This window comes from Arthrobacter sp. 01L42 (assembly GCF_056400005.1).
Genome location: NZ_JBFTSL010000005.1, coordinates 108,059 through 131,159, shown reverse-complemented (window position 1 = coordinate 131,159; position 23,101 = coordinate 108,059). Strand labels below are relative to the sequence as shown.

At 68.3% G+C, this 23,101-nt stretch carries 21 protein-coding genes; 13 read left to right on the top strand and 8 right to left on the bottom strand.

Going from position 1 to position 23,101, the window contains the following annotated elements; all coding sequences use genetic code 11:
* Positions 1 to 380 precede the first annotated feature (380 nt).
* On the top strand, positions 381 to 2,729 hold the full coding sequence (locus AC1DN2_RS05970; RefSeq protein WP_476849594.1) for an FdhF/YdeP family oxidoreductase: 2,349 nt from the start codon (positions 381 to 383) through the stop codon (positions 2,727 to 2,729).
* Between the two features lie 193 nt (positions 2,730 to 2,922).
* On the opposite strand, the gene AC1DN2_RS05965 is transcribed toward AC1DN2_RS05970, so the two are convergent.
* Together AC1DN2_RS05965 and AC1DN2_RS05960 are read right to left on the bottom strand one after the other, a co-directional pair.
* Positions 2,923 to 3,240 (bottom strand): DUF6457 domain-containing protein, encoded by a 318-nt coding sequence (locus AC1DN2_RS05965; protein ID WP_028276814.1) that lies wholly within the window; start codon positions 3,238 to 3,240, stop codon positions 2,923 to 2,925.
* Positions 3,241 to 3,356: 116 nt separating this feature from the next.
* On the bottom strand, positions 3,357 to 4,346 hold the full coding sequence (locus AC1DN2_RS05960) for a LysR family transcriptional regulator (RefSeq protein ID WP_476849651.1): 990 nt from the start codon (positions 4,344 to 4,346) through the stop codon (positions 3,357 to 3,359).
* A gap of 131 nt (positions 4,347 to 4,477) precedes the next feature.
* Here AC1DN2_RS05960 and AC1DN2_RS05955 point away from each other — a divergent pair, with 131 nt between their 5' ends.
* The 9 genes from AC1DN2_RS05955 to AC1DN2_RS05915 are packed head-to-tail and all read left to right on the top strand — an operon-like array spanning position 4,478 to position 14,058.
* A complete protein-coding gene (locus tag AC1DN2_RS05955; RefSeq protein WP_476849593.1) occupies positions 4,478 to 5,359 on the top strand; it encodes an FAD binding domain-containing protein in 882 nt (293 codons plus the stop codon).
* 5 nt (positions 5,360 to 5,364) lie between these two features.
* Positions 5,365 to 5,916: a (2Fe-2S)-binding protein gene (locus tag AC1DN2_RS05950; RefSeq protein WP_476849592.1), complete on the top strand. Its 552-nt coding sequence runs from the start codon at positions 5,365 to 5,367 to the stop codon at positions 5,914 to 5,916.
* Entirely contained in the window at positions 5,913 to 8,306 is a 2,394-nt protein-coding gene (locus AC1DN2_RS05945) for an aerobic carbon-monoxide dehydrogenase large subunit (protein ID WP_476849591.1), read from the top strand. The genes AC1DN2_RS05950 and AC1DN2_RS05945 overlap by 4 nt, the downstream gene beginning before the upstream one ends.
* A complete protein-coding gene (locus AC1DN2_RS05940; protein WP_476849590.1) occupies positions 8,306 to 9,289 on the top strand; it encodes an XdhC family protein in 984 nt (327 codons plus the stop codon). The genes AC1DN2_RS05945 and AC1DN2_RS05940 overlap by 1 nt, the downstream gene beginning before the upstream one ends.
* On the top strand, positions 9,273 to 9,923 hold the full coding sequence (locus AC1DN2_RS05935; RefSeq protein WP_476849589.1) for a nucleotidyltransferase family protein: 651 nt from the start codon (positions 9,273 to 9,275) through the stop codon (positions 9,921 to 9,923). The genes AC1DN2_RS05940 and AC1DN2_RS05935 overlap by 17 nt, the downstream gene beginning before the upstream one ends.
* Positions 9,920 to 10,843, top strand: a complete 924-nt coding sequence (locus tag AC1DN2_RS05930; RefSeq protein ID WP_476849588.1) for an AAA family ATPase — start codon at positions 9,920 to 9,922, stop codon at positions 10,841 to 10,843. Before AC1DN2_RS05935 ends, AC1DN2_RS05930 begins: the two co-directional genes overlap by 4 nt.
* Positions 10,836 to 12,143 (top strand): vWA domain-containing protein, encoded by a 1,308-nt coding sequence (locus tag AC1DN2_RS05925; protein WP_476849587.1) that lies wholly within the window; start codon positions 10,836 to 10,838, stop codon positions 12,141 to 12,143. The genes AC1DN2_RS05930 and AC1DN2_RS05925 overlap by 8 nt, the downstream gene beginning before the upstream one ends.
* Positions 12,133 to 12,921, top strand: coding sequence for an SRPBCC family protein (locus AC1DN2_RS05920; protein WP_476849586.1), 789 nt, complete (start codon positions 12,133 to 12,135; stop codon positions 12,919 to 12,921). The genes AC1DN2_RS05925 and AC1DN2_RS05920 overlap by 11 nt, the downstream gene beginning before the upstream one ends.
* 9 nt (positions 12,922 to 12,930) lie before the next feature.
* Complete coding sequence (locus AC1DN2_RS05915; RefSeq protein WP_476849585.1) at positions 12,931 to 14,058, top strand: XdhC family protein; 1,128 nt, start codon at positions 12,931 to 12,933, stop codon at positions 14,056 to 14,058.
* A gap of 205 nt (positions 14,059 to 14,263) precedes the next feature.
* Here the strand turns inward: AC1DN2_RS05915 and AC1DN2_RS05910 are convergent, their stop codons facing one another.
* Positions 14,264 to 14,809: an NAD(P)H-dependent oxidoreductase gene (locus tag AC1DN2_RS05910; RefSeq protein WP_476849584.1), complete on the bottom strand. Its 546-nt coding sequence runs from the start codon at positions 14,807 to 14,809 to the stop codon at positions 14,264 to 14,266.
* Positions 14,806 to 15,675 (bottom strand): SDR family oxidoreductase, encoded by an 870-nt coding sequence (locus tag AC1DN2_RS05905; protein ID WP_476849583.1) that lies wholly within the window; start codon positions 15,673 to 15,675, stop codon positions 14,806 to 14,808. The genes AC1DN2_RS05910 and AC1DN2_RS05905 overlap by 4 nt, the downstream gene beginning before the upstream one ends.
* Positions 15,676 to 15,884: 209 nt before the next feature.
* Here AC1DN2_RS05905 and AC1DN2_RS05900 point away from each other — a divergent pair, with 209 nt between their 5' ends.
* Positions 15,885 to 16,505 (top strand): L-threonylcarbamoyladenylate synthase, encoded by a 621-nt coding sequence (locus tag AC1DN2_RS05900; protein WP_476849582.1) that lies wholly within the window; start codon positions 15,885 to 15,887, stop codon positions 16,503 to 16,505.
* Positions 16,506 to 16,584: 79 nt separating this feature from the next.
* On the opposite strand, the gene AC1DN2_RS05895 is transcribed toward AC1DN2_RS05900, so the two are convergent.
* The 3 genes from AC1DN2_RS05895 to AC1DN2_RS05885 all read right to left on the bottom strand — a co-directional run bounded on the left by AC1DN2_RS05895 (position 16,585) and on the right by AC1DN2_RS05885 (position 19,307).
* Positions 16,585 to 16,848 (bottom strand): hypothetical protein, encoded by a 264-nt coding sequence (locus tag AC1DN2_RS05895; RefSeq protein ID WP_476849581.1) that lies wholly within the window; start codon positions 16,846 to 16,848, stop codon positions 16,585 to 16,587.
* A 181-nt stretch (positions 16,849 to 17,029) separates the two neighbouring features.
* Positions 17,030 to 17,968: an AfsR/SARP family transcriptional regulator gene (locus AC1DN2_RS05890; protein ID WP_476849580.1), complete on the bottom strand. Its 939-nt coding sequence runs from the start codon at positions 17,966 to 17,968 to the stop codon at positions 17,030 to 17,032.
* 355 nt (positions 17,969 to 18,323) lie between these two features.
* Positions 18,324 to 19,307: a S1C family serine protease gene (locus AC1DN2_RS05885; protein WP_476849579.1), complete on the bottom strand. Its 984-nt coding sequence runs from the start codon at positions 19,305 to 19,307 to the stop codon at positions 18,324 to 18,326.
* 184 nt (positions 19,308 to 19,491) lie between these two features.
* Here AC1DN2_RS05885 and AC1DN2_RS05880 point away from each other — a divergent pair, with 184 nt between their 5' ends.
* The gene (locus tag AC1DN2_RS05880; protein WP_476849578.1) at positions 19,492 to 19,995 is read left to right on the top strand and encodes an HtaA domain-containing protein; all 504 of its coding nucleotides are present in this window, start codon (positions 19,492 to 19,494) and stop codon (positions 19,993 to 19,995) included.
* Positions 19,996 to 20,019: 24 nt separating this feature from the next.
* Here the strand turns inward: AC1DN2_RS05880 and AC1DN2_RS05875 are convergent, their stop codons facing one another.
* Positions 20,020 to 20,769: an ABC transporter permease gene (locus AC1DN2_RS05875; RefSeq protein ID WP_459384844.1), complete on the bottom strand. Its 750-nt coding sequence runs from the start codon at positions 20,767 to 20,769 to the stop codon at positions 20,020 to 20,022.
* A 166-nt stretch (positions 20,770 to 20,935) separates the two neighbouring features.
* On the opposite strand from AC1DN2_RS05875, the gene AC1DN2_RS05870 reads away from it, so the two are divergent.
* A complete protein-coding gene (locus AC1DN2_RS05870) occupies positions 20,936 to 22,861 on the top strand; it encodes an alpha-amylase family protein (protein WP_476849577.1) in 1,926 nt (641 codons plus the stop codon).
* Positions 22,862 to 23,101: the final 240 nt, after the last annotated feature.

Sequence of the window (23,101 nt, the reverse complement as noted above, 5' to 3'; positions counted from 1 at the left end):
TTGCCGGGGCCTCTGGCTACCCGGATCACGAGCCGTGACCACGTGCGCGGATGCTTTGGGCTACTCGACCTGCGCTCAACGGCGCTGGCGCGGCCTACGCGGGAACTACTGCACGGGCGTGCTGTCGACGAATAACAGCCGGGTAACGGATACCCCTCGAGGACCCGAATTTTTGGCCTCCGCTACCTGAGGCCGGCGCACAGTAGATCCCCAGCTTGCGCCAAGGTGGTGCTGGTATTGGGGGCGCGCGCAGTGCAGGGACGGGTGCCGGGCAATTGCTTGCGGCGCTCCGATCAAGCTGATAGGCCTGACGGTAAGGTGCAGAGTGGCAGATCAGCACGCCGCCCCATCCGGGTGGTGGTTGCAGAAGGGAAGTTCACGTGACTCGCAAGACCCCTCATATTGAGGAACCGTCCGAAAAGGATCTCGTCGTCGGAGACGGGCCGAAAAGCTGGGCCGCCGGCGTCCCGGGCGTGTACCACTCCATGAAGCCGGCCATCGAACAGATGGGGCTGAACCGGACCCGCAAGACCGTCATGGCGATGAACCAGAAGGACGGCTTCGACTGTCCGAGCTGCGCGTGGCCGGATCCCCACCACCGCAAGGCATTCGAGTTCTGCGAGAACGGGGCCAAGGCGGTCACCTGGGAAGCGACCCCGGTGGTGGTTCCCGAAACTTTCTGGGCCGAGAATGCCGTCAGCGACCTGCGCAGCCAGACCGAGTACTGGCTTGGCATGCAGGGCCGCCTGACCGAACCGGTGTACAAGGCCGCCGGCGAGGACCACTACAAGGCGGTCAGCTGGGACGAGGCGCTCCGGCTCGTGGCCGACAAGCTCAAGGGTCTGGACTCCCCCGACCAGGCGGCGTTCTATACGAGCGGCCGGACCTCAAACGAGGCTGCCTTCCTCTACCAGCTCATGGTCCGCGGCTACGGCACCAACAACCTGCCGGACTGCTCCAATATGTGCCACGAATCCTCCGGCTGGGCCATGGGCCAGACCATCGGCATCGGCAAGGCGACGGTCAGCTTCGACGACTACGCCAAAGCCGACCTGATCATCATCATGGGCCAGAACCCCGGCACCAACCACCCCCGGATGATGACCGAACTCGAGGCGTGCAAGCGCAACGGCGGTGAGATCGTAGCCGTCAACCCCCTCCCCGAAGCGGGCCTGCGCCGGTACAAGAACCCGCAGCAGGTCAACGGGGTCGTCGGTCACGGCGTCCAGATCGCGGACCAGTTCCTCCAGATCCGGATCGGCGGGGACATGGCGCTGCTGCAGGCCGTGTCCAAGCGCGTGCTCGACGCCGAGGCCAAGAACCCCGGGACGGTCCTGGACCACGCCTTCCTGGCCGAACACTGCGAGGGGCTCGAGGAGCTCAAGGAACACCTCGCCGGGCTGGATGAAGGCACAGTGCTTGAGGCCACGGGCCTGCGCAGCGAGGACATCGATGAGCTGGCCGCCCGCTACCTCAAGGCCGAGAAAGTCATCATCACCTGGGCCATGGGCATCACGCAGCAGAAGAAGGGTGTTGCCACCATCAAGGAGATCATCAACCTCCTGCTGCTGCGCGGCAATATCGGCAAGCCAGGCGCCGGCGCCTCCCCCATCCGCGGGCACAGCAATGTGCAGGGCGACCGGACCATGGGCATCTGGGAGCAAATGCCGCAGTCCTTCATGGAGGCCCTCGGCGAGGAGTTCGACTTCGAGCCGCCCCGCGAACACGGCGCGGACGCCGTCGAGACCATCAACAAGATGCGCGCGGGCGAGATCAAGGTATTCGTCGCCCTGGGCGGCAATCTGGTGGGTGCCATCTCGGACACGAACGCCGCCGAGGCTGCCATGCAAAACACGGAGATGACGGTCCAGATCTCGACCAAGCTGAACCGCTCGCACACTGTGACGGGCCGCGAGGCCCTGATCCTCCCCACGATGGGCCGGACCGAGATCGATATCCAGGAATCCGGTCCCCAGTTCGTGTCGGTGGAGGACACCGTCTGCGCCGTGCACCCGTCCTGGGGCAGCGTCGAGCCGGTGTCCCACCATCTGCTCTCGGAGCCGGCCATCGTGAGCCGGCTGGGCAAACTCCTGGTGGGCGACAAGATCAGGGCCGACTGGGACGGCTATGAGAAGAACTACGACCTCATCCGGGACCATATTTCGCGCGTGGTGGGCGGCTGCAAGGACTACAACCAGCGGATCCGGCAGGAAGGCGGGTTTGTCCTCGCCCACGGTCCCCGCGACTCCCGCACTTTCCCCACGCCCACCGGCAAGGCCGTGCTGACAGCCAACGATCTTGAACTTGTCGAACGGCCGGAGGGAACCCTGATCCTGCAGAGCATGCGCTCCCACGACCAGTTCAACACCACCATCTACTCGCACAACGACCGCTACCGTGGCATCAAGAAGGGCCGCCATGTGGTGTTCGTGAACCCTGACGACATCGCCGAACTCGGCCTTGCGGACGGGCAATATGTGGACGTCCGCGGCGTTTACGACGACGGTGAGGAACGCGTGGTGCGCAAGTTCCGTGTGGTGCCGTACCCCACGGCACGCGGTTGCGCTGCCGCCTATTACCCCGAAGCCAACGTGCTGGTGCCGCTGAACCACACGGCCGAAGGCAGCAACACGCCAGTCTCGAAGGCAGTCATCGTCCGGCTCGAGCCGAGCCTGGACCAGACGCCCGACGGCGCGGCAACAGCCCCTGCCCGGGTGGCCTCACGCTAGGCACCCGCCAGCCGGGGCCGGGCCAGTCCGCACCAGCGGACATGCCCCGCCCCGGCCACGGCGAGTGGACATAACACCAACATGCCCATGCCCGCGCCCCACCGCGGAGCATGTCCAGTGGCTGCGGACCGCGCGTATGGCCTGATCCCTGTGCATCAGGTCCGGCGTGCTTCCAGGGTGCTCGCGGGGCGGGCTACTGGGCCCTCTTGGCCCAGCCTTTCTCGTCCGGGCCGCCCGACTCGCCATGTTCGCAGAGCTCGATGACCTTGTTCGACGCGGCGTGCACAGCCTCCTGCGTGCCCTTGCGGCCCTTGGTGGACGCAGTCCCCGCCGCGTAGCCCACGATGAACGCACTGATGGCGTCCGCATGCGGCCCGACGGCTTTGACCGATTCCTCCGCCACCTGGACGATCTTTTCGTGGTCGACTTCCAGGTCGAGGATCTGCAGCGCCTGGATCAGCCGGCTGCTCCAATGCCGCAGCGAGCTGTCTTCGTCTCGGGACAACGTCATTGCTACTCCTTCTCGCAGGGTGAATGGATCGTCTAACCCTCAAGGGGTAGCACCCGCCCCCGGCGTTGCGCAACGCGACACAGCGGCACGGCGGCAGGCGGCACGCAGGCGGCCCCTCAGCTCCAGAGCGCCACGTGGAACTTGGATCCCCGCCGTTCCAGCCCTCGGGAACCGCCGGGGGCGACCATGGCCGCGGTGGCGTCGGCAGTGCCGGCAAACCGTTGGAGGGTCCGCGCCATGGTGGTGGCCCGGCCGCGGTCCAGGGCACTGGCCCACCAGAGCCCGGAGATCGGCGTTCCGGCTACCGGCACACGGACCAGGGAACCGCTGCGGATTTCAGCCCGGACAATATGCCCCAGCGCCAGCATGGTTCCTTCTCCGGCCCTGACGGCGGCCAGGGCCTCCGTTTCGCTGCTCAACCGGACGATCTCCGGCGCCACCGACTGGGCAGCCAGCCAGCGGCCCTCCTCGCTGGCCGCCTGGATGCCGGCGGGCCCGGCAAACCAGGGTCTGCGCAGCAGTTCGGCCGGCGCGACCGGTCCGTGGAGGGCGGCGATCGGATGCCCGGCGGCCGCCACGACGATCCGCTGGTACCGCAGGAACGGGACGGAGTCGATGCCGACGTCGCCAGTACCGTTGGCAAGGGAGCCGTTGCGGGCGGCGGGCCTGGCCCCCAAAGCGATGTCGTAGACGCGTTCCCGCATCAGCGAGGCGATGTCCTCGGCCTCCTCCACCACCACATCGACGGAGGCCCCGGGAACCCGGCGGGTGAAAAGGTCCAGCAGGCGCCCCGCCGCGTGCTCAGCAAACGGCGCCGTCGCCACGATTTTCAGCCGCCCGGTCTCGGTCTGGGCATGTGCCACCTCCCACCGGGCACGGTCCGCCAGTCCCACGATGTCCTGGGCATGTTCGGCGAGCGCCCGGCCGCCGGGAGTCAGCGCAATCCCGCCATGGGCGCGCACGAAGAGCGGGTCGCCCAGATCCTGCCTGAGTGCGGCGAGCGCCGTCGATACTGCCGGTTCGCTGACTCCGAGCTGGACGGCGGCCGCATGGAGGGAACCCAGCTTGGCCACCAGGGCGAACGTCCGCAACTGTCCCAATGTCATCGCCACGGCTTCATAACCTTTCGCTTATGACGATATTGACAGCCCTGTCAGGCCGGGGCAAGACTGACCTCAATCCGGCGCCAGGCAGCTGCTACTCCACGCCGCCGGCCTTTCGGAGTGAGGTAGGGACTATGCAGATTCCGGCTCCATTTGACTACGTGCGCGCCACTACGGTGGAGAACGCACTGGAACTCCTTGCCCGGTACGGACCCGAATCGCGGGTGGTTGCCGGCGGCCATAGCCTCCTGCCGATGATGAAGCTCCGCCTCTCCCGGCCCGAATGGCTGATCGACATCAATGACCTATACGAGCTCGATTTCATCCTCCGTGACGGCAACAAGCTAAGGGTCGGCGCCCTGACGCGCCACACCACCCTGCTCGAGTCGGACGAGGTGGCCGGGCTGTTCCCCATCGTGCGGGACGCCGAGCGGGTGATCGCCGACCCCGTGGTCCGCAACCGCGGCACCATTGGCGGCTCGCTGTGCCAGGCCGACCCGGCCGAGGACCTCTCCACGGTGTGTGATGTCCTGGGCGCCGAGGCAGTGATCCGCGGACCGGGCGGCGAGCGCATCCTGTCCATGTCCGAGTTCCACCGCGGACCCTATGAAACCGCGGTCGGGCACGATGAACTGCTCTGCGAACTCAGGTTCGGCATCCGCCCCCGGTCGGGCAGTGCCTACGAAAAGGTCGAACGCCGGGTCGGAGACTGGGCAGTCGGTGCCGCCGGTGCCGCTGTCACCCTCACCGCGGACGGCACTGTCGACGACGCCGCCGTCGGGCTCACCGCCCTGGGCCTCGACCACCCCCTGGCCGGGGCCGCCGCCGTGCTCCGCGGCCGGCATCCGGACGAGGAGCTGTTCGCCGAGGCCGGCAGGCTGGCGGCCGCCGCCTGCGATCCGGTGCCGGACCAGCGCGGCCCGGTCGACTACAAGCGGCATCTCGCCGATGAGCTCACCCGGCGGGTATTGCGGCGCGCCTGCGCCCGCGCCGCCGCCCAGATGCAGGAAGGCTGAACCCGATGCAGATCAGCATGACCGTCAACGGCAGCGACGTCACGAGCGAGATTGAGCCCCGCGTGCTGCTGGTCCACTACATCCGCGAGGTCTTGGGCCTCACGGGCACGCACTGGGGATGCGACACGAGCAACTGCGGGACGTGCGTGGTCCTGATGGACGGCCAGCCCGTGAAGTCCTGCACCGTCCTCGCCGCCATGGCCGCGGGGCACGACATCCGCACCGTCGAGGGACTGGCCACCGGCGGAACCCTCGACCCGGTCCAGCAGGGCTTCATGGAGGAACACGGGCTGCAATGCGGCTTTTGCACCCCGGGGATGATGCTTACGGCCCGCGCGCTGCTGGATAAGAATCCGCACCCGGACGACGCCGAGATCCGGCAGGCCATTTCCGGGCAGATCTGCCGGTGCACGGGCTACGCCACGATTGTCCGCTCAGTTCAGTGGGCCGCCGCCCATCCGGCCGGCTCCGGCCTGGGCGACACGGACACCGCCGTCCCGGATGCCCGCGTCCCGGATGTCACGGCGGAGACAGAAGACACGGAGGTGAAGGCATGACCGTCATCCATGACCGGCCGTCAAACCCGGCCGCAGGCGATGAGGACCGTCCGATCGGCTATGGCCGCATCCAGCGGAAGGAAGACCCTCGCTTCGTGCGCGGCAAGGGGCACTACGTGGACGACATCGTGCTGCCGGGGATGTTGCACGGCGCCATCCTGCGCGCTCCGGTGGCGCACGCCCGGCTCGTGTCCATCGACACCACCAACGCCCTCGCGCATCCGAAAGTGGTCGCAGTCATCACCGGCAAGGACCTGCTGGGCCTCAAGCTAGCGTGGGCGCCGACGCTATCGGCGGATGTCCAGGCCGTGCTGGTCACCGACAAAGTCCGGTTCCAGGGGCAGGAAGTCGCGTTTGTCGTGGCCGAGGACCGTTACGCCGCACGGGACGCCCTGGAGCTGATCGACGTCGAATACGAAGTCCTTCCCCCGCTGGTGGACGCCCGCAAGGCGCTGGACCCGGACGCCCCGGTGATCCGCGATGAGATCGAGGGCCGGACGGACAACCGGATCTTCGACTGGGAGATGGGCGACAAGGCCGAAACGGATGCGGTGTTCGCCTCCGCGGATGTTGTGGTCAGCCAGGAGATCGTCTACCCGCGGGTCCATCCCGCACCGATGGAGACGTGCGGCGCCGTCGCCGATTTCGACGCCGTCAACGGCAAGCTGACGCTCTACGAGACCACCCAGGCACCGCACGCGCACCGGACCCTGTTCGCGATCGTCGCCGGCATCCCCGAGCACAAGATCCGGATCGTCTCCCCCGATATCGGCGGCGGTTTCGGCAACAAGGTCGGGATCTATCCCGGCTACATCCTCGCCGTCGTCGGTTCGATCGTCTCCGGCCGCCCGGTCAAATGGGTGGAGGACCGCTCCGAAAACCTGATGTCAACCTCGTTCGCCCGGGACTACATCATGCAGGGCGAAATCGCGGCGACCAAAGACGGCAAGATCCTCGCCCTGCGCACCCACGTGCTGGCCGACCACGGCGCGTTCAACGCCACGGCCCAGCCCACCAAGAACCCGGCCGGATTCTTCTCCATCTTCACCGGCAGCTACGACCTCGCGGCCGCCCACTGCTCCGTCACCGGTGTCTATACCAACAAGGCGCCCGGCGGGGTCGCGTACGCGTGCTCGTTCCGGGTCACCGAGGCCGTCTACCTCGTGGAGCGGATGGTCGACATTCTTGCCCGCAAGCTGGACATGGACCCGGCGGAACTGCGGCTGAAGAACTTCATCAAGCCGGAGCAGTTCCCCTATGCCAACAAGACCGGCTGGGTCTACGACTCGGGCAACTACGAGGCCGCCATGCGCCTCTCGATGCAGCTCGCCGGATACGAGGACCTCCGCCGCGAGCAGGCCGAGAAACGCGAACGCGGGGAACTCATGGGCATCGGGGTTTCCTTCTTCACGGAAGTCGTCGGAGCCGGGCCAAGGAAGCACTTCGACATTGTGGGCCTCGGCATGGCCGACGGCGCTGAACTGCGCGTCCACCCCACTGGCAAGGCCGTGGTGCGCATCTCGGTGCAGAGCCAGGGCCAGGGCCACGAGACCACCTTCGCCCAGATCGTGGCGGAAGAACTCGGCATCCCGCCGGAGGACATCGAGGTGGTGCACGGGGACACCGACCAGACGCCGTTCGGCTTGGGCACGTACGGCAGCCGTTCGACGCCGGTCAGCGGCGGCGCCGTGGCCCTTGTAGCCCGGAAGGTGCGCGAGAAGGCGAAACTGATCGCCGGGGCGATGCTGGAGACCCGCCCCGAGGACCTCGAATGGGAAAAGGGCCGCTGGTTCGTCAAAGGCGATCCGAGCGTCGGCAAGACCATGGCCGAGATCGCCATGGGCGCCCACGGCACCGTTGCCTTGCCTGAGGGCGTGGACGGAAACCTCGACGCCGAGGTCACCTACGACCCGCCGAACCTGACCTTCCCGTTCGGCGCCTACATCTGCGTCGTCGACATCGATCCCGGCACGGGGCAGGTCAAAGTGCGGCGCTTCATCGCGGTGGATGACTGCGGCACCAGGATCAACCCGATGATCATCGAAGGCCAGGTGCATGGCGGGCTGACGGACGGTGTGGGCATGGCCCTGATGGAGATCATCGAGTTCGACGAGGACGGCAACTGCCTCGCCGGGTCCTTCATGGACTACCTGATCCCCACGGCCATGGAAGTGCCGGACTGGGAAACCGGATTCACTGTCACGCCCTCCCCGCACCACCCGATCGGGGCGAAGGGCATCGGCGAGTCCGCCACAGTCGGCTCACCGCCGGCGATCGTCAACGCTGTTGTCGATGCCCTGGCGCCGTTCGGCGTCACACATATGGACATGCCCTGCACCCCGGCCCGCGTCTGGGCTGCCATGCAGGGCCGGGCCCGGCCGCCGATCTGATGGCCTCCACCGCAGGATCCCTGGCCGCCAGGGCCGATGAACTCGCCAGCCGCCGCGAGCCGTTCGTCCATGCCACGGTGGTCCGCGCCCAGCATCCGACGAGCGCCCACGCCGGGGACACCGCCCTGGTGCTGCCCGGCGGAGAGATCCACGGCTTTGTGGGCGGAAACTGCGTGGAGGAGTCGGTGCGCGAGTACAGCCGGCAGGTCCTGGCCACCCAGGAACCCCTCCTGCTGCGGGTGCTGCCCGGAGAACCGTCCCGCACCGCGGAGGAAGGCGCCGTCGAGGTCACCAACCCGTGCCTGAGCGGCGGGGCGATCGAGATCTTCCTCCAGCCGCGGATTCCGGCGCCCCGCGTCGTGGTGGTGGGCACGACGCCGGTGGCGCAGGCCCTGGAAACGCTCGGCTCCGGCGTCGGCCTCGAAGTCGAACTGACGGACGGCGAATCCGCAGATCCCCGCGGGGACGACGCGGCATTGATTGTCGCCTCGCACGGCAAAGCGGAAGAGCGTGCCCTGGAAGCCGCCCTGCGGGCCGGTGTCCCCTACGTTGCCCTCGTGGCCAGTAGAACCCGCGGCGCCGCCGTCCTGGAATCCCTCGACGTCGACGACGCCCTGCGGCGGCGGGTTTTCACACCGGCCGGGCTGCAACTCGGCGCCCGGACCCCCGGGGAGATCGCCCTGTCCATCCTCGCCCAGCTGGTCGGTGAACGGTCCAGGGCGCGGCGCGCCGCCCCGCCCCTGGCGTCCGCTGCCGCGGCGGCCACGAGCTTCGGCACGGAGCCAGTACCATCGGAGCCAGTTCCATCCGAGCCGGCACCACCGGGGCCGGCGAGCGCGGTCGACCCGGTGTGCGGCATGTCTGTCCCGGCCCTCGAATCGTCCCTGCACCTGGTTCACGAAGGGGCCGCCGTCTACTTCTGCTCGCCCGGCTGCCGGGCCGCCTTCCGCAAAGATCCGGAACGCTATGCCGTTACGACCTGACCCGTTGCCGGCGGCAGAAAGCCCCGGGCCCCGGACCGCCGGCATCATCCTGGCCGCGGGCGGTTCCCGGCGACTGGGCCGGCCGAAGCAGCTGCTGCCCTACGGCGCCGGAGTGCTGCTCGATGCCGTCCTGGCGACTGCCCGGGACTGTGGCTTCGGCCAGACGGTGCTGGCCCTGGGCGGCGCAGCGGCCGACGTGGAGCGCACTGTGGACACCAGCGGCTGCGATGTGGTGCTCAACCCGGACTTCGGCGAAGGGTGCGCGTCCTCGATCGCCACGGCGCTCGCCGCCCTCCATCCGGGCACCAGCGCCGTCGTCCTGCTGCTCGGCGATCAGCCCGGTGTCCGGGCCGCGAGCGTCCGGGCAGTGCTTGGCGCCCTGCAGCCCACTCCTGCGCACACTGCCGGCATCGCGGTGTGCCGCTACGACGACGGCGTGGGCCACCCGATGGCGTTTGCCCGGCGCCTGCTGCCGGACCTGGCCGCCCTGCACGGGGACAAAGCCGTCTGGAAGCTCCTGGCACAGCGGGCGGACGACGTCGTCGAGGTCCGCACAGCCGGCCCCGTCCCCCCGGACGTCGACACCGAAGACGACTACCGGCGCCTCCTTGCCGGGCTGCTGGGGGCCCTATGACGGCGGCGGCGCGGGCTGGCGCGGAGGAGGACGTGCGGCGCCGGGTCCCGGATGTCGGATCGCTGATGGCCGCGCTGGACCGGGCCAACTACCTGGCCGACGTCGGACTGGCGACGGCCCTGTTCCTGGCTGTCCGCCTGCCGCAGCCCATCCTGCTCGAGGGCGAGGCGGGGGTCGGGAAGACGGAGGCCGCTAAGGCGCTGGCCGAGCTCCTCGACACCCCGCTGTACCGGCTGCAGTGCTACGAGGGAATCGACGCCGGTGAGGCCCTCTATGAGTGGAACCACCAGCGCCAGCTGCTCGGCATCCGGCTGGCCGAAGTCCGCGACACCGAGGTCACGGAAACGGACCTGTTTGCCTCCCAGTACCTGCTGCGGCGCCCGCTCCTGCAGGCGCTGGAACATCCCGGCCCGCGGCCTGCCGTGCTGCTCTTGGACGAGATCGACCGCGCCGACGCCGAATTCGAGGCCTTCACCTTTGAACTGCTGGCCGAATCCGCCGTCACCATCCCGGAGCTGGGCACAATCCGCGCCACCCATCCCCCCATCGTGATCCTGACCTCCAACCGGACCCGGGACCTTCACGACGCCCTGACCCGCCGCTGCCTGTACCACTGGATCGACTACCCGGGACCCGCCCGGATTGCCGAGATCGTGCGCCGCCGGGTTCCTGCCAGCAGCGGCCCACTGGCCCTCCAGGCCGCTGCCGTCATCACCCGGCTGCGCACCCTGGACCTCGCCAAGCCGCCCGGGATCTCCGAGGCAATCGACTGGGTCTCGGCCCTGGCCGTGCTGGGGGTGGAACGGATCGACCCCGGCACCACCGAGCAGACGTGGGGCTCCATCGTCAAGAACCGCGACGACCTCGAACTCGTCGGCTCCCGCGGCGCGGCCTGGCTCGTGGACGGCACCGATGGCTGAAGACCACGGCCCCGCCCAGAACAACAGTGCCACCGATCAGCCGCCGCAGCCGCCACTGGTCGAGGCCGCCGCCTTTTCCGCCGCGTTCGTCACGGCCATCCGGAGGGCCGGCCTGGCGACCTCGCCGGACCGGGCGGCGCGGCTCGCCGAGGCGCTCCACCTGATCCCCCCGGCCCGGCTTGAGCAGCTCTACTGGACCTGCCGCGTGGTGCTCGTGTCCGCCCGCGAAGAAGTGCCCGTGTTCGATGCCGTCTTCGCGGCCGTGTTCCGCGGGAACGCCGCCCCCGCCCAGCCGGGCAGCGTGCCCGGGGCGGCAGCGGCGCCGCCCGCGCCGGCCCTCCGGACCAGGCCCGCAGCGCCAGGGAGCCAGTCGCCGGGCCCGGCCCCCGGCACGCCGCAGCGGCCGCGCCTGGCCTTCCCCGGCCGGGACGGCTCCGCGGAGGACGGCCGCACTGACCGGGAGGCCGTCCTTGCCATGGTTTCCACAGACGAACACCTGCAGGCGACATCCTTCGCCGAGCTTTCCGCCGATGAAGTAGCGGCGGTACGGCGGCTGGCGGCGGCGCTGCAGCTCGCGACGCCGCTGCGCCTGAGCCGCCGCACGCGCACGTCGGCCCACAGCACGGCGAGCCTGGACGTCCGGGCGACAGTGCGCGCTGCCCGCCGGTCCGGGACCGACGCCCCGCTGCTGCTCTATGCCCGCCGGCGCGAGCAGCGCCGCAAACTGGTATTGCTCTGCGATGTTTCGGGATCGATGGAACCCTACTCCCGGGTCTTCGTATCCTTCCTGCAGGGCGCCGTGACCCGGGCCGGGGCGGAAGCCTTTGTCTTCTCCACCAGGCTGACCCGGCTGACACGGCAACTGGCCCTGCGTGATCCGGACCAGGCCCTGGCCCGCGCCGCTGTCTCCGCGCCGGACTGGGCCGGCGGAACCCGGATCGCCGAATGCCTCCGGCGCTTCGTCGACGACCACGGCCGCCGCGGACTGGCGCGGGGCGCTGTGGTGGTGGTGTTTTCCGACGGCTGGGCCTACGAGGATCCGGAACAGGTCGCGGCGCAGATGGCCCGCCTGCGCCGGCTCGCCCACCGGATCATCTGGGTGAATCCGCGCAAGGCAGCCCCGCAGTACCGGCCCCTCGTGGGCGGCATGGCGGCGGCCCTGCCCTACTGCGACGCCTTCGTCAGCGGCCACAGCTACCGGGCCTTGGCGCAGGTGGCTGCCGCCATTCGCGGCGAGGGGCCGCCTTCACAGGACACGCACGAACGAGCGAGAGGCAAGGAACCAGCCCATGCACATTGACAGCACGTTCTCGGTGGTCGCACCAATAAGCCAGGTGTGGGACACGCTGATGGACTTTGAACGGGTGGCCGGTTGCCTTCCGGGGGCCAGGATCCTGAACAAGCTCTCGGACGACGCCTACCAAGTGGGCATGACGGTAAAGCTCGGCCCGGTCACGATGCAATACAAGGGCTTGCTGAACGTCATTGAACGAAACGCCCCGGAACATCGTGCGGTCCTTGGCGGCAAGGCCCAGGAGACCCGCGGACAAGGCACCGCCGAGGCCACCGTCACCCTGGTGCTGGCCGAAGACGGAGCGGCCACACGGGGTTCCGTCAGCGCAGACCTGGCGCTGTCCGGCAAGGCAGCGGCCATGGGCAAGGGGGTGATCGGCAGCGTCACGGAGCAGATGATGTCGCTCTTCGCGAAAAATCTGCAGGCCATGCTCACTGAGGCAGCACCCCCTGCGCAGGAAGCCCCTGCGGGACCGACCCCTGCGGCGGTCCCCGAACCCACCCCGGCTCCGGTCTCTGTGCCTGTCTCGGCGGCGGCCGCGCCGGAACCGGCCCCTGTGCCTGTCTCGACAGCGGCCGCGCCGGAACCGGTCCCTGTGCGTGTCTCGGCAGCGGCCGCGCCGGACGGCAGCCTGGATGCGCTGAGCCTCGCCAAGGGAATCGCGGCGGAGCAATTGTCCAGCCCGGTGAAGGTCCTCGGCGTTGTCGCCGTCGTGGCGTGCATCGCGTACTGGGCCGGCCGGCGTTCGGCGTTCCGGCTGCTCCGGCTGTGCGGCAGGCTCTGAGGAGCGCCGATGCGTGATGTCCTCGCGGCCATGTTGCCCGACTGGCGAAGCGGTGCCACGGCAGGCCTGGCCACCGTCGTGAGCACATTCAGATCTGCGCCCCGGCTCCCCGGGGCCGCCATGCTGGTGACGGCCGGCGGCGAAGCCGTGGGCTCCGTCTCCGGCGGCTGCGTCGAAGGCGCCGTCTACGAGCTCGCCACCCAGGTCAAGAACGACGGCGAGCCGGCCCTGGTGCGCTACGGGATCAGCGACGACGACGCCTTTGCCGTGGGCCTGACCTGCGGTGGAATCATCGATATCTTCGTCGAACCTGTCTCCCGGCAACACTTTGCCGAACTCGACGCCGTCGCCCAGGACATCGCCGCCGGGCGCCGCGTGGGGGTCGCCACGGTCATTGAACACCCTGATGCCGGCCGTGTGGGGCGGCACCTGGTTGTCAGGCCGGACGGTTGCGAGGGTGACCTGGGCTCGGACCGGACCAGCCGCGCCGTCGGCGACGACACCCAGGGTCTTCTCGCCGCCGGCCGGACGGGCATCCTGAACTACGGCGTGGACGGCGAGCGGCTGGACACCGGCATGCGCGTCTTCTTTGCCAGCTATGCGCCGCCGCCGCGCATGCTCGTCTTCGGCGCCATTGACTTTGCCGCGGCGCTGGCGCGGCTGGGCGCGTTCCTGGGCTACCGGGTGACCGTCTGCGATGCGCGGTCCGTCTTCGCGACGCGGGCGCGATTCCCTGACGCCGCCGAGGTGGTCAACGCGTGGCCACACCGGTACCTGAGCGAGCAGTTTGCCCAAGGGCTGCTGGATTCCAGGGCTGTGCTCTGCGTCCTGACCCACGACCCGAAGTTCGACATCCCCGTCCTTGAGGTGGCCCTGCGCGGCAGCCCCGTGGCCTTTATCGGCGCCATGGGATCCCGGCGCACGCACGAGGACAGGATGGCACGGCTTCGGCAGACGGGACTGACTGAGGCCCAGTTGTCCAGGCTTCACAGTCCTGTCGGCCTGGATCTGGGCGCCCGCACCCCGGAGGAAACGGCGGTGTCCATCGCCGCAGAGTTCATCGCCCAACAGTGGAGCGGCAGCGGGGAGCCGTTGCGGCAGCTCGGCGAACGGATCCACCACGACGAGCAGTTGTGACTGTGTGGCCATGACGGCGGACGACGCCCTGGGCTGGACGCTGGCGGTGCTGCTGCCGGCGGCAACGGGCTACTCGGCCGCGCAAAACTTTCGTGGAGCCGGGCCGGCGGGTCTGCATATATCTTCGCCGCCCGGGCCGCCTCGCCGCCCAGGCCGCCTGACCGCCGCTCCCCCTTTGCGTCTGATCCGACGCACCGGATTCCGACTACCGCGCGGCGACCGACGCGGGAGCCAGCAGTTCGCGGTACCGGGCGGCGTGCCGGCCGAGTTCGTTGGCGTCCACCCGGGGTGCCGAATGCAGGATGAGTGGCTGGGCCATCTCCAGGCCGCACAAGTGCGCGGTCGCGTCGAGGGGGCGCAGGAGCTCCTCCATAGTGAAGCGGTTGTGTCCTGCCGGCGCGTAGGACGATTCAGGGCCGCCGGTCGACAGCACCAGCTGGAGCCGCTTTCCGTGGAGGGCGTCGCCTCCGGCGCCGTACGCGAAGCCGTACGTAAGCACCTGGTCCATCCACTCCTTCAGGACCCCCGGGACGGAGTACCAGTGCCACGGGAACTGCCAGACGATGGTGTCGTGCGCGCGCAGCAACTCCTGTTCCCGGGCGGTGTCGAACCGCCGGTCCGGGTGGGCGGCGGAGAGGTCATGCACCGTCACGTGCTCCAAGTTCATGATGGCTGAGGTGAGGTGCGCGGTGATCCGCGAGCTTTCCAGGTCGGGGTGGGCAACAAGGACGAGCGTGCGCTGTGGGGTCATGGGAGGTTCGTGCTTCTTTCAGAGTCGGATTCAAGGCCGACCAGGGCCGAGCTGACCTGCCAGAGGCGGTCGATATCGGACTGGCTGTAGCTGCGTTTTGATGATTTCTTCGGAGTGCTGTTGGCAAAGTACTGGCCGGTGACGTTTTCGAGCTCCGGCGCCGAGGCAAGGTATATGGAGGTCCGGGAGCCCTGCTCCGGGGTCTTCATCCACCGCCGAACCAGCGGTGTCAGGAACTCTTGCAGCCGGCCCGGATCTTCGGCTCCGAACGCCGTCGCCACGACTCCGGGGTGGAGCACATTTGCGGTGACGTGGGTGCCGGAGAGACGTGAGGCGAGTCCGTAAGTGAACAAGACGTTGGCCAGTTTCGACTGGTTGTACGCTCGCTGCCCCGAGTAGGACCGTTCGGCCAGCAGGTCCGCGAAGTCCATCCGGGCCATGGCCTGGGCGCCGGACGAGACCGTCACGATCCGCGCCGGTCCGCTCTCCTTCAACCGTTCAAGGAGCAGGTTGGTGAGCAGGAAAGGAGCAAGGTGGTTAAGGGCGAAGGTGTACTCAAGTCCATCCACGGTGACGCGGCGGGTGTTCCAGAATCCGCCCGCATTGTTGACCAGCACATCGAGGCGGTCCAAGGTATTCAGCACCTCCTCGGCCAGCCTGCGGACTTCCCGCTGGGAGGAGAGATCGGCGGTGAACACCTCGACGGGGGCCGACGCCACAGCGCGGATCTCCTCAGCTGCCCGAGATGCCCTGTCAGCGTTGCGGCCGGTGATGGCAACCCGCGCACCCAGGGCGGCCAGACCCAGAGCCGTGGCCTTGCCGATCCCGCCGGTGCCTCCGGTGATCAGAACTGTCTTTCCTGCCATTGACAGCATTCGGTTCTCGCTCTCGGTGTTCGTTGCCGCAAAGCTGCATGAGTGGGGTGTAGACAGGTTTGTCTACATCGGGAACGAAGGTATCAGACAGAACTGTCTGTGCACAAGCAGCGGCCGGCCCTGCCCGCCGCGGGGCGTTCGGGTCGGCTGACGGGCTCCGCAGTGGCCGTCCGGGCGGCCGCCGGGCGTATGCTCTTGGCATGGCGAGATACTTCGATGTGCACCCCGAGAACCCCCAGCACCGTTCGATCCTCCAGGCGGTGGACATCGTGCGCTCAGGCGGCCTGATCGCTTACCCCACGGATTCCTGCTATGCGCTGGGCGCTCAGCTGGGTAACCGGGAGGCCCTGGACCGGATCCGGACCATCCGGCAGTTGGACGGCAAACATCATTTCACCCTCGTCTGCAAGGACTTCGCCCAGTTGGGCCAGTTCGTCCAGATCGACAACGATGTGTTCCGCAGCATCAAGGCCGTCACGCCGGGCAGCTATACCTTCATCCTGCCGGCGACCAGGGAGGTCCCGAAACGGCTGCTGCACCCGAAGAAAAAGACTGTTGGCGTGCGCATCCCGGACAACCACGTCGTGCAGGCACTGCTCGCTGAGCTCGGCGAGCCGCTGCTGTCGAGCACTTTGCTGCTTCCCGATGAGGAAGAGCCACTCACTCAGGGGTGGGAGATCAAGGAACGCCTGGACCACGTGGTGGACGCCGTGATCGATTCCGGCGACTGTGGTGCCGAGCCAACCACGGTGATCGACTACTCCAGCGGCGTCGCGGAAATCGTCCGGCGCGGCATGGGTGATCCGGCGCGCTTCGAGTAACAGTCGCGCTTCGGTTAACAGACGACGCCGGCAACGGCATGGCGCCGGCCGGGCGCCGGGGCGGACCAGGCGGGGCGGACTAGGCGGATTCCGCCGTGGCCGCCTGCCGGTTCCGCAGCCACCGGCGCACGAGGTCGATGGCGGCGACAAGCCCGGCCAGGGGCGAGAGCACCGCTGCGGCGTAGACGAACATCATCCACGTCAGGGTGGTCACCGGGCTTTGGCGGGTGCTCAGGAGGGACAATCCGCCGAAGAGGCCCAGGACCCAGAACAGGATGACTCCGGACAGCACAGCGGTTGCGGGGAAGTACTCGTTCGTGACGACTTTCTTCAAGGTTTCCATGGGCCCTCCTCACACCTGGCGGTGGGACTGCCCGCCGGGGATATTCCCAGTATGGGGCCCGGCGCGGCGGAATTCCCCGAGAATCCCGGCCACGTGACGAAGCTAACGCCCGCGTCCGGTTGGCGGCCATCCCGGTCATCAATTGGGCGCCGCCGGTCCACCGGTGGCGGCCCCGCGGGGGTCAGACCGCGGCCCGGACGCGCTGGAGGAAGGAATCAAGCACCCGCCCGGCGTTCTCATGCATGCGCCGGGACTCGGCCGCCGGCAGCTGCCGGCTCTTGGGCCCGTTCAACCGCTCGCCCAGATAGAGCAGCGCCGCCAGTACCTCGGAGAGTTCGGAGTTGCTTTCCGCACGCTGCCGCAGGAGCCGCAGATGAGCTTCCTGGAGGGCCGGACCGGGGCTGCAGCCAAGGTCGCGGTCGAAGAGCCGCCGGCAGCGGTCATAGGCCGAGAGGCCCTCCGCCGGCAGGCCTGCCTGTTCATAGGCCGTCACCAGCACCGTCCAGGCCCGCTCGTTCAGGGGCTCCGCGCGAATGGCAGCCTGGACCAGGTTGACGGCATCGTCTGGTTTGTCCAGCAGAGCCGCCGTTTCTGCCGCGAGGATCTGCAGCGCCACCTTTTCGGCTGTATGACGTGCGCGCGCCTCTTCGGCCCAATCGGAGGCAAGTTCGAACCCGAGCAGCGGCTCGGCGGAAATCTCCAGGGCCTCGAGCATCAGGGGGTAGGCCTCCGCCGGAGGCAGCTCACCCGCGTCGCGGACCAGGTCACGGAACCGGAACAGATCGAGGTCCACGAGCGTAGGGTCCAGCACGTAGCCGCTGTTGGCCGTGCGGAGCGGGCCGGTCTTAGTCTGCCCCGGCTGGATGGCACGGCGGATACCGCTGATATAGCTCTCGAGGGTCGCTACGGAGCCGTCACTGGCTCCTGCTCCCCAGAGAAGATCGATCAGGCGGGTCTTGGACACGGGCGTGCCAAGGTTCAGGAGAAGGATTTCCAGTATGTGCCGGGGCTTGCATCCGCCCATGTCGGCGGCGGTGAGCGCCACGCCGTCCCGGCGCACTTCGAATGATCCGAAGAGGCGGACCGAAATGGAAGGTGCTGTTTCCTTTGGGCTATCCACGATGTTCTCCGATTTCCCCAGGTAAAACGAACTCAATCGTCTATGGAGAGCCGGATCAACATTGAAACCAGGCCGTACTGAGGCTCTGTTCCCTCCGGCTTTCCAATGACACCGTGACACGCCCGGCGGGGCGCAACAAGGCATGCCGCTACCCGATCTTTCGCCCAAAGAAAGACGCGTACAGGGGTCAGTACCGCTGAGTAAGCGGGCGGAGCGGAGGGCAGGTGATTGCGGCGCCAACCAAGTAATTCCGCGGGCCGCCGCCATGCGGACCCAAGTAGTTTAGGCGGGCAAGGAATTGGCCCCCGGCGGCCAAATTCCAGCACGTTGAACCGCGGGTCCGGACCGGGTTTCCCTACTGGTTATCGGTCATCTCGGCGGGCACAGCCACCAGTCGCAGATCCGCGCCGTCCCGGAGCACGGCAAGGTCCAGCGGCTCCCCGATCGCTTCGGCGAACAGCAGTTTCTGCAGGCTCTCGGCGTTGGACACATACATGTGTCCAACCTTCAGGAGGATGTCGCCGGCCCGTAGCCCGGCCCGCTCGGCGGGGGAATCCGGGAGGACTTCGACCACGAGCAGGCCCTCCCTGCGGCCCGTCCGGACGACGGCGCTCGGCTGCAACTGGATGGGTGTGTTGACCAGGCCCAGGTAGGCCCGGCGGACGCGGCCGTCCTTGAGCAGCGAAGCGATGATCCGCCGGGACGTCGCGTTGATGGGAACGGCCAGGCCGAGCCCAACACCGGCCACGGCCGTATTGATGCCGACGATCCGCCCGCGGGCGTCTGCCAGCGCCCCGCCGGAGCTGCCGGGGTTGAGGGCCGCGTCGGTCTGGATGACGTCCTCGATCACGCGCCGGCTCCGTCCGGACCAGACCGGGATCGAACGGCCCAGCCCGCTGACCACCCCGGCGGTGACGGAGCCGGCGAGCCCGAGCGGATTGCCCACGGCGATGACCAGCTGGCCGACCCGGAGGGACTCGGCATCGCCGAGTTCAGCCGGTGCCGCGATGGGTGCCCTGCCGTGGACCACGGCAAGATCGGAGAGCGGGTCGGCGCCCACCACGTCAACAGCCGTGCTGGTGCCGTCGGCGAAGACTGCGTGGCCGGACTGGGCGCCTCCCACCACGTGGGCGTTCGTCAGCAGATATCCGTCCGTGGTGAACAGCACGGCCGACCCCGCACCGACCCTCAACCTGCCGTTGCGCCCGTTGCCGGTCATCTCGAGCGCGGCGACGTGCTGGATGACAGCCTCGGCCACGCGGATGACCGTTGTGGAATAGGAATCCAGCGGGTCTTCGGACACATCGGATCCGGATACCCTGCTGATGGACGCGGCCACGGTGCACCTCCTGCTAAACGGTACTCATCCAAGTCAACCACCGCCGTCCCGGGAGTAGTCCTGGCGGGCCTACGCCGTCAGAGAAATACGCAGGATGAAGCGGCGGCGGTGCAACAGTTCAGCCCGGCGCGGATCCGCGGCTAGGCTCGGACGTAGATCCGCCCGACAGCCCAGGAGAACCTACGTGACACCAACGTCCGCCTCCCCCGCCCCGCTGCCCCTGCCGGGTCTGACCTGGGGCATCAAGCGCAGCTTTATGGATTACATTTCGGGACTCCCGGACGGTGCTGTTTCCGCGGCCGACGGCGCCACGGTCACGGCGTCCGGAGAGTTCTGTTTCGCTCCCGCCGGTTCCGAGTACGATCCCGCCAGTGGCACCGGGGTGCTGCGGTTCCGCGGCGATGTCCGCGTCGCCGGTCACCACGGAATGATGTTCGTCCGGCTGCTGGACCCATGGGTCGAGTTCGCGGCCGGACACGGGGTCCTGTCCATCAGCACGGGCGACGGCGGCGGGACCGAGCGCTCGGATGTCGGCACCCTGCGCACTGCCGCGCCCCGCAACATGGAAGGGTTTCTCGTCTGGGAGCGCGTCGAGGTCGCCATCTCCCAGGCCGGTTCGGAACTGTTCGACGGCCAGTACGCCGACGGCCAGGCGATGGACCCCCTCGTCATCCGGGTGCCGGCGTAGTCAGGACGGGCCACGGCGCGGACGCTAGCGTGGACGCACCGGACGCACCCTCACCGGCGCGATGATCCCGATCAGGGCCACGGCGGTCATGGAACCTGCCGCCATGATCGAGGCGAGGACGACGATCTGGAAGCGGCCCGCTTCCAAGGGTGAAAGGCCGCCGAAGATCGCACCCACAAACGCCCCGGGCAGGGTGACGAGTCCCGTCGTCTTAGTCTGGTCGGTCGAAGGGATGAGGGCTGAATAGACGGCGCGCCGGGCCAGCTCCAACGTCGACTGACGCCGGGTCGCCCCCAAAGCCAGCCACGCTTCAACCTCATCCCAACGTTCATTCACCGACTCGGCAAAGTGCCGGCCGGCCAGGGTGGCGATGGTCATAGCATTGCCGATCACAATCCCCCCAATTGCCAGCGCGTAGCGGGGCGTCAGGGCTATCGCGCCCGTGCCGAAAACGATCGCCAGGGTCACCAGGATGCCGGCCGCCATCGAGCCGCCCACTACCGCCAGGCGGCCCCAACTCCACCCCAGGCGACGCGCGGCCGTCACTGCGGCCACCGAAAACATCACGAGAAGTGCGGCGCCGACCCAGACCGGACTGGTGATGACAGTGCCCAGTATGAGGCTGATGACAGCGAGTTGCACAGCCCCGCGCAGGATGGCCAGCGCCGGCGCCGTTCGGTGCGGGATCCGGAAAACCGCAAGCAACCCCACGGTGACCAGCATCAGGAGCCCGACGCCCAGCAGCGTGGGCAGGAGATCAGTCAGGGCGGTCATCACGCCAGCCTATAGACCTTCCCGGCAGCACCATGGGCGGCATCGGCTGTCGGCTGCCTTCCCCCGCCGGACACGGCTGCCGTGCTGGGCACCCGCGCGTCCGTCTGCAAGGATGTGAACGGTCGTCGCGCCGTCGGGGACTGAAACTGGTCAAAGGAGATGCTCCATGGTTGAACCCGCCCTCTTAGCCGACGGCGTCGACAGCGAGGCCCGCCGGCATGTGCTCCGGGCCTTAGCGGCGGGCACGGGCATCGGGTGGGACGGCGCGGACCGGGCCGTCTTCGAAGAGCGCTTCGACCGTCATTTCCCGGCCTTGTTCCGGCTGTTCCACGATCTCTACGGCGCACGGCCGGATTGGCTGGAGCAGCTCACCGACCTTGTGATGCAGTCTGCCCGCTCGTGGGCCGAGAGGCCTGCCGCGCTCAAGGGCCTCGACGCCGAACGGGAACACAACAGCGGCTGGTTCCAGTCCAACACCATGCTCGGCGGCGTTTGCTACGTCGACAGATACGCCAGGGACCTCGAAGGCGTCCGCGCCCGGATCCCCTATTTCAAAGAACTGGGCCTGACCTACCTGCACCTGATGCCGCTGTTCCTGGCCCCCGAACCGCACTCCGACGGCGGCTACGCCGTTTCCAGTTACCGGGACGTCAATCCCGGGCTGGGCACCATGGAGCAGCTGCGTGACCTCGCCGCCGAGCTGCGGGCGAACGGCATCAGCCTCGTGGTCGACTTCATCTTCAACCACACCTCCGACGAGCACGAATGGGCCCGGAAGGCGGCCGCGGGCGAGCCGGCCTACAGCGACTACTACTGGATCTTCCCGGACAGGTCCATGCCGGACGCGTTCGAGCAAACCGTGCGCGAAATCTTCCCGGACGACCATCCCGGCTCATTTGTGGATTTGCCGGACGGACGGTGGGTCTGGACCACGTTCCACACCTTCCAGTGGGACCTGAACTACTCCAACCCGGACGTGTTCCGGGCCATGGCGGGCGAGATGCTGTTCCTGGCCAACCAGGGCGTGGACATTCTCCGGATGGACGCCGTCGCCTTCATTTGGAAGCAGCTCGACACGCCCTGTGAGAACCTTCCCGAAGCCCACACGCTGCTGCAGGCGTTCAACGCCGTGTGCCGGCTGGCGGCGCCGTCGCTGCTGTTCAAGTCCGAGGCGATCGTCCACCCCGACGAGGTGGCCCGCTACATTGACCCCGCCGAGTGCCAGCTCTCCTACAACCCCCTGCAGATGGCGCTGACCTGGGAGGCGCTGGCCACCCGCGACGTGTCCCTGCTCACCCAGGCCCTGGAGCGGCGCCACAATATTCCGGACGGCACGGCGTGGGTGAACTATGTCCGCAGCCATGACGACATCGGCTGGACGTTTGCGGATGAGGACGCTGCCGAGCTTGGCATCAATGCCTTCGAGCACCGGCGGTTCCTCAATTCCTTCTTCGTCAACCGTTTCCCTGGCAGCTTCGCCCGCGGCGTGCCTTTTCAGGACAACCCCCGCACCGGCGACTGCCGGATTTCCGGCACAACGGCGTCGCTCTGCGGGCTCGAGGGCGGAACCGCTGCGGCGGTGGACCGGATCCTGCTGGCCCACTCGGTGGCCTTCAGCACCGGGGGCATCCCGCTGCTGTATCTCGGTGACGAGGTCGGCCAGTTCAACGACTACGGGTACGCCGCCGAGGAAGGCCACGGAACGGACAGCCGCTGGGTGCACCGGCCGCACTACCCGGCCGCAGGGTACGCGCGGCGCGCGGAGCCGGAAACCCCCGCCGGGGCGGTCTTTGCCGGGCTGCGCCGGATGGTGTCCGTAAGGTCCGCGACGCCGGAACTGGCCGGGACCCGGCTGGTCGGGTTCGCCACGAACAACCCGGGAGTCCTGGGGTATCAGCGTCCCGGAAATGGAACGCTGATCCTCGCCCTGGCCAACTTCAGCGACGGCCCCGAGGAGGTAACGGCGTTGACGCTCTCCGGCTTCGCGGCCGGCGCCGTCGACGTCCTGACCGGCGCCCACGTGTGCCTCGACGCGGGACTGGTCCTGGACGCTCGGCAGTTCCTCTGGCTCCGGGTGACGCCCCGGCCTTGAGGCGCTGGCCCGCGGCTCATCGGCATGGAATACCGGTAGCGGCTGTTGTCGGCGCCTGCTGCGCCGCTTCGCCCGGGTGCCGTGTCCGGCCGCACACTGGTTGAGGAGAGCGTGCGGCCGGAATCTGTGGACGAACGGCCCCGTGGCGGCCGGCGGCCGGTCTTATGCGGCCTATTTCCACTCTCCCCCATCCCGCTGAGAAGAGACTGAGAGCAGCCTCTCCCTGGGGACGTGCGCGCA